The following is an 8,618-nucleotide window of genomic DNA, read 5'->3' as shown; positions in this document are numbered from 1 at the left end:
GGCGGCGGCTTGTCGCGGATCACGGTGAACACGGTCACCAGTACGGCGACCACCCCGACGAGGGCGAGCGCCGCCACGCCCGCCCGGCCGGGATCGGCCCGCACCGTCGCCAGCCATCCCCGTGCCGACGCACCTCGGGAGCTGTTGTCCGACAGGTCTTCCGGCAGCCACCGCGACAGTGCGGTGTCGGACCGGTCGCCGGTGGGCCGGTCGGCATCGCCGTCGTCGGGCACGGCGTCGTCCGCGCCGGCGCCGCGACGGCGCGCCGGTCTGTCGGACTGCAGTTCGGTGGGCATGCGCCGACCGTAGGTCCGGGAGCCGACCGCGAGGGCCGTCACGGAGCCGGGCGGGGCCGCCGCTGGGGATGAACGTGCGACTGTGGACAACTCCCTGCCGACCGTGCACACCGGGCGAATAGTGTCTACCCACATGACTCGACGAGGAGGCACCAGATGACCGCACCGGCGGCGAACCGGCCACTGCGGGTGATCCAGTGGACGACGGGCAACATCGGGCGGCGGTCCCTGCACGCCATCATCGGCCGCAGCGACATGGAACTGGTCGGGGTGTACGCGCACGGCGCGGACAAGGTCGGCGTCGACGCGGCCGAGCTGTCCGGGTGGCCGGAGCCGACCGGCGTCACGGCGACCGACGACATCGACGCGCTGATCGCGCTGAGGCCCGACGCGTGCTGCTACAACCCGTTGTGGCCCAGCGTCGACGAGCTGGTCCGGCTACTGGAGGCCGGCGTGAACGTGTGCTCGACCGCGGCGTGGATCACCGGCGGCAAGCAGACACCCGAGGACCTGGACCGGATCCGGAAAGCCTGCGAGACAGGCCGATCGACGATCTTCGGCAGCGGCGCACACCCCGGGATGACCAACATGGTCGGCATGGTGCTTTCCGGGTCGTGCGAACGCGTCGACGAGATCCGCATCACCGAGTCCGTCGACTGCTCGACCTACGAGTCCGCCGGCACGCAGTCGGCGATGGGGTTCGGCCGGGACCCCGACACCCCCGGCCTCGCCGAGAGCGTGCGCCGCGAGAGCGAGGTGTTCGCCGAATCGGCGGCGATGATGGCCGACGCGATCGGCGCGACCGTGGACCGGATGACGTTCGACGTCGAGTTCACCGCCGCCACCGGCGACAGCGATCTGGGCTTCATGCAGATCCCGGCAGGCACCGTCGGCGGCGTGTACGGCTACCACCGCGGCTGGGTCGGCGACCGCAACGTGGTCAGCGTCGGGTTCAACTGGACCATGGGTTCGCATGTCACACCGCCGAAGCCGCTCGAGCACGGCCACGTCATCCAGGTGTTCGGGCTGCCCAACATGCGCACCGTGCTGCACTGCCTGCCGCCGAGGGACTGGACCGAGCCGGGCTTCATGGGGCTCGGCATGATCTACACGGCGATGCCGGTCACCAACGCGGTGCCCGCCGTGGTGGCCGCGCGCCCCGGCATCGTGACGCTCAAGGACCTGCCACCGGTCACGGGCCGAGCGCAGCTCTGATCCGCGCTGCGGGTCACTCGCTGATCTGGACGACCACACCGACGGCGCCACCGCCGAGGTGGATCGACAGCACCGGGCCCATGTCGGTCACCGTCAGGGACTCGACCTGGGGCAGCCGGCTGGTGAGCGCCGCCCCGATCTGGTCGGCGGCGTCGTGGTTGTCGACGTGGTGCACGGTGACGGCCGCCCGCCGGTCACCGATTAACTCGGCGATCTGGTCCACCATCGCCGCGTGCGCCTTGGACACCGTGCGGATCCGCTGGGACAACACCAGGCGGCCGTCGACGTCGAGGCACAGCAGCGGTTTGAGCGCCAGCGCGGTGCCCAGCCACGACGCGGTGGTGCCGATCCGGCCGCTGCGCCGCAGGTTGTCCAGCCGGTGCACGACGATGAACGCGTGCCCCCGCGGCATCGCCGCCCTGGCCGCCGCCTCGACCGCGTCCAGGTCTGCACCGGTGGCCGCCGCCCGCGCCGCCGCGAGGGCGACGAAGCCGACACCCATGGCCGCCGACCGGGAGTTCACCACCCGCACGGCGGGTCCGAACTCCCGCGCGGCCTGCACAGCGGAGCCGACCGTGCTCGACAGCGCCGCCGAGATGTGCACCGCCACAACGCCGTCCCCGCCGCTGTCGTGCAACGCCTGCCGGTAGGTGTCGACGAGTTCTGCGGGTGTCGCGCCGGCCGTCGTCACATGGGCGTGGTCGTGGATGTCGTAGGGCACCGGGTCGACGCCGTCGCGCAGATCGACGCCGTCGACGAGCACGTGCAGCGGCACCTGCCGGATGTCGTACTGCTTGAGGTCGTCGGGCGCCAGCCGCGACGACGAGTCGGTGACCACGATGACCGGCATTGTCAGCCCGCCGGATCCGGTTCGCCGGCACCGGCTTCGGCCAGCGCCTTGAGCATCAGCTCGGCCACCGCCTGATGTGCCTCGAAATTCCAGTGGATGCCGTCGGGGTTGCCGCGACCGCTCATCACCTCGTCGCCCACCGCCGCCTTGAGATCGACGAGTGGGACGTCGTGTTCCTGCGCCCACTCGGTCAGCGCACGCACTGTGCCGGCCCGGCCGTGGTGCGCCCTGCCGTAGGAGTCGGCGATGTGCACCGACGGCAACGATGCCACCACCGGGATGCCTGGCCTGTTGAAGTCGATGGCCCCGCGGGTCATCTCGAGATATTCGACGCTCAGGTGCGGGGGCAGGGCGGCGCGGGCGACCGGGGAGAACCGGGGCTGCACCCAGCCGTAGCCGTCGCGCACCCAGCGCCGCAGCCATGGCGGGCGGACGTAGCGGATCAGTTCGCGCAGCGCCGTGGGCAGCGGCGAGGGCAGCGAGTCCATGCCGCCGGTCGCGAAGATCACCGCTCCGGCCCGGGGCAGCGCCGCCCATGATCGCGGGTCCTGGGTGGCCGCCCACCACACGTCACGACACGTCCAGCCGATCCGGCCGATCAGTTCGAGCTCCCAACCCAATTGCGACGCAACCAGATTGGGCCAGATCCGAGGATCGTCTGCGGGCAGCCCGCCGGTCGGGCCGTAGTAGGCCAGCGAGTCGGCGAACACGAGCAGCGTCCGGTCCGGCGGTCCGCAGCGCTCAGAGGACGTCATTGGCCACCTGCGCCGAGGCGTTCCACACGTCGAGCCGCCACCGCACGGCGTCCGCGTCGGGCCGGGAATGCCCGGACAGCTGGACCCAGCTGGCGTTGCCCATGCCGCCGAGCACCGGCCAGTTGTCGACCGGCAGCGCGAGCAGCGCCGCGGTGAGCGCGGCGATCAGACCGCCGTGCGCGACCAGCACCACCGGCCGGTCGGCGTCCGCGCCGTCGCGGTCGGAACCCCAGGCCGGTTGCGCGGCGATGATCTCGTCGACCAGCGGCATGCTGCGTGCGGCCACATCGACGCGGCTCTCGCCGCCGTGCGGCGCCCACCGCGCGTCGTCGCGCCAGGCCAGCCGGGCGCCCGGTGCCGCGGCGTCCACGTCGAGGTGCGTCAGGCCCTGCCAGTCCCCCAGGTGGGTCTCACGCAGCCGCGCGTCGACACCCACCGGAACGCCGGAACGCTCGCCGAGCACCGTGGCGGTGTCCAGGGCGCGGCGTAGATCCGAGGACAGGATCAGCAGCGGCTGTCGCTTGGCCAGCACCTCGGCCGCCGCGACGGCCTGGTCGCGGCCGAGGTCGGTCAGGTCGGTGTCCAGCTGGCCCTGCATCCGGCTGCCCGCGTTGTACTCGGTCTGGCCGTGGCGCAGCATCACCAGCCGCCGGACGGTCACGGCGACCCGTCCAGATCGACGGGCACCGTCGGGCAGTCCCGCCACAGCCGGTCGAGGGCGTAGAAGTTCCGCTCGTCCTGGTGCTGGATGTGCACGACGATGTCGACGTAGTCCAGCAGCGTCCAGCGACCCTCGCGGGTGCCCTCCCGCCGGGCCGGTTTGTGGCCGGCGAGCCGCATCTTCTCCTCCACCTCGTCGACGATCGCGTTGACCTGGCGTTCGTTGGACGCCGACGCGATGACGAAGCAGTCGGTGATGACGAGCTGGCCCGACACGTCGATGACCACCACGTCGTCGGCGAGCTTGTCGGCGGCGGCCCGCGCCGCGACGGTGGCCATCTCGATCGCCTCGTCGGTTGCGCTCATCGGTTGTCTCCCTCTGTGTCGGCCGGCGCGGTGTAGAGCCCGCGCTTGGCCACGTACTGCACCACACCGTCGGGTACGAGGTACCAGATCGGCCGTTCCTCCTTCGCCCGCAGCCGGCAGTCGCTCGACGAGATCGCCAGCGCGGGCACCTCGACAAGGGTCAGCGCGTCGGGGGGCAGCTCGCGCATCGCGGCGGCGATGTGCTTGCCGTCCAACTCGTAACCCGGCCTGCTGACGCCGACGAACCGGGCGATCGAGAACATCTCCTCCCAGTTCTGCCACGACAGGATGGAGGCCAGCGCATCGGCGCCGGTGATGAAGTACAGGTCGGCGTCGGGGTTCTGTGCGCGCAGGTCGCGCAGGGTGTCCTTGGTGTAGGTGGCCCCGCCGCGGTCGATGTCGACGCGGCTGACCGAGAACCGTGGGTTCGACGCGGTGGCGATGACCGTCATCAGGTAGCGGTCCTCGGCGGCGGTCACCTGGCGGTTGTGCTTCTGCCAGGGCTGGCCGGTCGGCACGAACACCACCTCGTCGAGATCGAACAGGTCGGCGACCTCGCTGCCGGCGATCAGGTGGCCGTTGTGGATGGGATCGAACGTCCCGCCCATCACGCCGAGCCTGCGCCGAGTTGCCACGAAAAGCGAGCTTACGGGAGCGTTACCTGCGGGCAGAGTCGAAGCGGATCAGATCGGCAGCAGCGCGTCGATCACACCGGCGAGCTGTTTGGCCGACCGGCACTCGTGCATCGTGATCACCTCTTCGTAGCGCGGCACCGCCGAGTCACCGCTGCCCCACAGGTGGCGCGGCTCGGGGTTGAGCCAGTGCGCGTGCCTGCTCGCGGTGACCATCTGGGTGAGCAGATCGATCTCGGGATTGCGGTAGTTGTTGCGGGCGTCGCCGAGCACGAGCAGCGAACTGCGCGGGCTGAGCACGTTCGGGAAGCCGTGCAGGAACGACGAGAACGCGTTGCCGTAGTCGGAGTGGCCGTCGCGGGTGTAGACGCCCGCTTCGCGGGTGATGCGCTGCACTGCCACGGCCAGGTCGGCGTCCGGCCCGAACAGCGCGGTGACCTCGTCGGTGGTGTCGATGAAGGCGAACACCCGCACCCGGGAGAACTGCTGGCGCAGCGCGTGCACCAGCATCAGGGTGAAGTGGCTGAACCCGGCCACCGAGCCGGACACGTCGCACAGCACCACCAGTTCCGGGCGCGCGGGGTGCGGCTTCTTGAGCACCACGTCGATCGGCACCCCGCCGGTCGACATCGACTTGCGCAGCGTCTTGCGCATGTCGATCTCCCCGGCCCGCGACCGGCGGCGTCGCGCGGCCAGCCGCGTCGCGAGGGTGCGGGCCAGCGGCGCCACCACCCGGCGCATCTGACGCAGTTGTTCGCCGGAGGCGCGCAGGAACTCGACGTTCTCGGCCAGCTGCGGCACGCCGTACATCTGCACGTGCTCACGGCCGAGCTGTTCGGCGGTGCGGCGCTTGGTCTCCGACTCCACCATCTTGCGCAGCTGCGAGATTCGCTGCGCTGCAAGCGCCTTGGCGATCTGCTCCTGGGTGGGTGACGGCTCGTCGCCGTAGGGTGCCAGCAGTCCGGCCAGCAGCCGGCCCTCCAGGTCGTCCAGACTCATCGCCTTGAGCGCCTGATAGGAGGAGTAGGACGGTCCGCGGCTGGAGTTGTAGCGGCCGTAGGCCTCGACGATCTGCGCGATCATCGCGGTCAGCCGCTCGTCGAGGTTGGCCAGGTCGGGGTTGTCGGCCAGCATCTTCACCAGCGCGTCGCGCATCGCCTCGATGTCCTCGGGCGGCAGTCCCTGCTCGTCGTCGCTCTCGCCGTCCTCGTCCTCCAGCACGGTCTTCGCGCCGAGCGCGGCGGGGAAGAACAGGTCGAACATTGCGTCGTAGGTGTCGCGGTGGTCGGGTCTGCGCAGCACCGCGCACGCGATGCCTTCGCGCAGCACCTCGCGGTCGCCGAGTCCGAGCACCGTCATCACCCGTCCGGCGTCGACGGTCTCCGACGGGCCGACCGAGATGCCCTGGCCGCGAAGCGCTTCGACGAACTCGACCAAGTGACCCGGCAGGCCGTGCGGAGCGAGCGGCTGCGGAGGGCGGACGCGGCGCGGTGGCATCAGTTGAGCCTCAGCTCTCCTGCGGCGCGCTGCTGGTCGGACTGGTGTTTGAGGATCACACCGAGGGTGGCGGCGATCATCGCGTCGTCGATGGTGTCCATGCCCAGCGCCAGCACGGTGCGGCCCCAGTCGATGGTCTCGGCCACCGACGGCACCTTCTTGAGCTGCATGCCGCGCAGCACCCCGATGATGCGGACGAGTTCCGACGCGATGTGCTCGGGCAGGTCGGGCACCCGCGAGAGCAGGATCCGCCGCTCGAGATCGGGGTCGGGGAAGTCGATGTGCAGGAACAGGCAGCGCCGCTTGAGCGCCTCGGACAGTTCGCGGGTGGCGTTGGAGGTGAGCACGACGAAGGGTGCGCGCTCAGCCTTGATGGTGCCGAGTTCCGGGACCGTGACGGCGAAGTCGCTGAGCACCTCGAGCAGCAGGCCCTCGATCTCGATGTCGGCCTTGTCGGTCTCGTCGATGAGCAGCACCGTCGGGTCGGTGCGCCGGATCGCCGTCAGCAGCGGGCGCGACAGCAGGAACTCCTCGGAGAAGACGTCCATCTTGGTCTGGTCCCAGTCGCCGGCATCGGCCGCGTTGCCCGCCTGGATGCGCAGGATCTGCTTGGCGTGGTTCCACTCGTAGAGCGCCCTGGCCTCGTCGACGCCCTCGTAGCACTGCAGCCGGACCAGCTCCGAGCCGGTGCACTGCGCCACCGCGCGGGCCAGTTCGGTCTTGCCGACGCCGGCGGGCCCTTCCACCAGGAGCGGCTTGCCGAGCCGGTCGGCGAGGAAAACCGCCGTGGCCGTTGCGGTGTCGGGCAGGTAGCCCGTCTCGGCGAGCTTGGCGGCGACGTCGTCGATGTCGGCGAACAGCGGCGCGGGGCGTGCGGGAACGCTCACAGGTCAGTCTCCTAGGAACTCTGAAGTCAGGCGGGGCGGGTCTGACCGTCTCCCCAGACGATCCATTTGGTCGAGGTCAGTTCGGGCAGCCCCATCGGCCCGCGGGCGTGCAGCTTCTGGGTCGAGATGCCGATCTCGGCGCCGAAGCCGAACTGCTCACCGTCGGTGAACGAGGTGGACGCGTTGACCATCACCGCCGCCGCATCGACCTGCTCGGTGAACCGCTGAGCGGCAGCCAGATCCGTGGTGACGATAGCCTCGGTGTGGCCGGTGCCGTACTCGTTGACGTGCGCGATGGCCGCGTCGAGGCCGTCGACCACCGACAGCGCGATGTCCAGCGAGAGGAACTCGGCCCGCAGCTCGTCCTCGGTCGGGTCGCCGTGCACGGTCACCCCGGCGGCCTGCAGCGCACCGGCGAGGCGGGGCACCGCGTGTTCGGCGATCGACGCGTCGACGAGCAGGGACTCGGCGGCGTTGCAGACGCTGGGCCGACGGGTCTTGGCGTTGAGCACGATCCGTTCGGCGACGTCGAGGTCCGCGGCCTCGTGGACGTACACGTGGCAGTTGCCGACGCCGGTCTCGATGGTGGGCACCTTGGCGTCGCGCACCACCGCGTCGATCAGGCCCGCTCCCCCGCGCGGGATCACCACGTCGACCAGCCCGCGGGCCTGGATGAGGTGGGTGACGCTGGCCCGGTCGTGGCTGGGCAGCAGCGCTACGGCGTCGACGGGCAGCCCCTCGGCGGCCAGGGCGGCACGCAGCGCCACCACGAGCGCCTCGTTCGAGTGCACCGCCGACGAACTGCCGCGCAGCAGTACGGCGTTGCCGGATTTCAGCGTCAGCCCGAAGGCGTCCACCGTGACGTTCGGCCTGCCCTCGTAGACCATGCCGACGACACCGAGCGGCACCCGCTGCTGGCGCAGCTGCAGGCCGTTGGGCAGGGTGCGTCCGCGCAGCACCTCGCCCACCGGGTCCGGCAGACCGGCGACCTGGCGCAGTCCGGCGGCGATGCCGTCGACCCGCTGGGGGTTGAGGGCGAGCCGGTCGAGCATCGCGGCGGGGGTGCCGGCTGTCCGTGCGGTGTCCAGGTCGACCGTGTTGGCCGCCAGGATGTCGTGCACCCGGGCGAGCACCGCGTCGGCCGCGGCGTGCAGCGCCCGGTCCTTGGTCGCGGTGGGCAGCGTCGCGAGGACGCGGGCCGCGACCCTGGCGCGTCGGGCGGCATCGTGGACCTGCTGGCGCAAGTCGGCAACCGGCGGTGCTTGCAGACTCATCAGCCCAGCGTATCGGACCTGTGCCCGGCGCTCGACGCGTGTCAGGGACCGCGGCCGGTGGCGCTGGTCTAGCGTGAGATGACTATGACGACGCGGGTCTGCGTGGTCGGCAGTGTCAATGCCGACGTGACGTACCGGGTCTCCGCGTTGCCGCGGCCGGGACAGACGGTGCTGGCGTCGTCGACC

At 70.9% G+C, this 8,618-nt stretch carries 9 protein-coding genes and 2 pseudogenes; 2 read left to right on the top strand and 9 right to left on the bottom strand.

All coding sequences use genetic code 11. The features are described 5' to 3' along the window. Positions 1-296, bottom strand: a pseudogene (locus Q2100_RS27040) (hypothetical protein); the annotation flags it as partial. 156 nt (positions 297-452) lie between these two features. Here Q2100_RS27040 and Q2100_RS27035 point away from each other — a divergent pair. Next, positions 453-1,511, top strand: a complete 1,059-nt coding sequence (locus tag Q2100_RS27035) for an NAD(P)H-dependent amine dehydrogenase family protein (protein ID WP_264015375.1) — start codon at positions 453-455, stop codon at positions 1,509-1,511. Between the two features lie 13 nt (positions 1,512-1,524). Here the strand turns inward: Q2100_RS27035 and Q2100_RS27030 are convergent, their stop codons facing one another. The 8 genes from Q2100_RS27030 to Q2100_RS26995 are packed head-to-tail and all read right to left on the bottom strand — an operon-like array spanning position 1,525 to position 8,432. Beyond that, positions 1,525-2,361 carry a DegV family protein gene (locus tag Q2100_RS27030; protein WP_302916535.1) on the bottom strand — a complete coding sequence of 279 codons (837 nt, stop codon included), beginning with the start codon at positions 2,359-2,361 and terminating at the stop codon, positions 1,525-1,527. A gap of 2 nt (positions 2,362-2,363) precedes the next feature. Beyond that, on the bottom strand, positions 2,364-3,116 hold the full coding sequence (gene octT, locus Q2100_RS27025; protein WP_302916534.1) for a diglucosylglycerate octanoyltransferase: 753 nt from the start codon (positions 3,114-3,116) through the stop codon (positions 2,364-2,366). Then, positions 3,103-3,777, bottom strand: a complete 675-nt coding sequence (gene gpgP, locus Q2100_RS27020) for a glucosyl-3-phosphoglycerate phosphatase (RefSeq protein WP_302916533.1) — start codon at positions 3,775-3,777, stop codon at positions 3,103-3,105. The genes octT and gpgP overlap by 14 nt, the downstream gene beginning before the upstream one ends. Next, positions 3,774-4,142 (bottom strand): ribosome silencing factor, encoded by a 369-nt coding sequence (gene rsfS, locus Q2100_RS27015; RefSeq protein ID WP_264015379.1) that lies wholly within the window; start codon positions 4,140-4,142, stop codon positions 3,774-3,776. The genes gpgP and rsfS overlap by 4 nt, the downstream gene beginning before the upstream one ends. Beyond that, entirely contained in the window at positions 4,139-4,777 is a 639-nt protein-coding gene (gene nadD, locus Q2100_RS27010; protein ID WP_264015380.1) for a nicotinate-nucleotide adenylyltransferase, read from the bottom strand. Before nadD ends, rsfS begins: the two co-directional genes overlap by 4 nt. A gap of 48 nt (positions 4,778-4,825) precedes the next feature. Next, positions 4,826-6,271, bottom strand: coding sequence for a vWA domain-containing protein (locus Q2100_RS27005; RefSeq protein ID WP_264015381.1), 1,446 nt, complete (start codon positions 6,269-6,271; stop codon positions 4,826-4,828). Continuing rightward, on the bottom strand, positions 6,271-7,158 hold the full coding sequence (locus Q2100_RS27000; RefSeq protein WP_264015382.1) for an AAA family ATPase: 888 nt from the start codon (positions 7,156-7,158) through the stop codon (positions 6,271-6,273). The genes Q2100_RS27005 and Q2100_RS27000 overlap by 1 nt, the downstream gene beginning before the upstream one ends. Before the next feature lie 26 nt (positions 7,159-7,184). Beyond that, positions 7,185-8,432, bottom strand: coding sequence for a glutamate-5-semialdehyde dehydrogenase (locus Q2100_RS26995; protein WP_264015383.1), 1,248 nt, complete (start codon positions 8,430-8,432; stop codon positions 7,185-7,187). A gap of 84 nt (positions 8,433-8,516) precedes the next feature. On the opposite strand from Q2100_RS26995, the pseudogene Q2100_RS26990 reads away from it, so the two are divergent. Beyond that, a pseudogene (locus Q2100_RS26990) lies at positions 8,517-8,618 on the top strand (ribokinase); the annotation flags it as partial.

This window comes from Mycolicibacterium arseniciresistens (assembly GCF_030519285.1).
GTDB classification, from domain to species: Bacteria; Actinomycetota; Actinomycetes; order Mycobacteriales; family Mycobacteriaceae; genus Mycobacterium; species Mycobacterium arseniciresistens.
Note: the sequence above shows the minus strand (reverse complement) of the source record. Positions and strands in the feature narration are given on the sequence as shown.

Bases quoted from the DNA above. Each gene is read 5' to 3' on its own strand.
- rsfS (WP_264015379.1), bottom strand. From the start codon at position 4,142: ATGAGCGCAACCGACGAGGCGATCGAGATGGCCACCGTCGCGGCGCGG.
- Q2100_RS27030 (WP_302916535.1), bottom strand. From the start codon at position 2,361: ATGCCGGTCATCGTGGTCACCGACTCGTCGTCGCGGCTGGCGCCCGAC.
- octT (WP_302916534.1), bottom strand. From the start codon at position 3,116: ATGACGTCCTCTGAGCGCTGCGGACCGCCGGACCGGACGCTGCTCGTG.
- Q2100_RS27005 (WP_264015381.1), bottom strand. From the start codon at position 6,271: ATGCCACCGCGCCGCGTCCGCCCTCCGCAGCCGCTCGCTCCGCACGGC.
- Q2100_RS26995 (WP_264015383.1), bottom strand. From the start codon at position 8,432: ATGAGTCTGCAAGCACCGCCGGTTGCCGACTTGCGCCAGCAGGTCCAC.
- Q2100_RS27035 (WP_264015375.1), top strand. From the start codon at position 453: ATGACCGCACCGGCGGCGAACCGGCCACTGCGGGTGATCCAGTGGACG.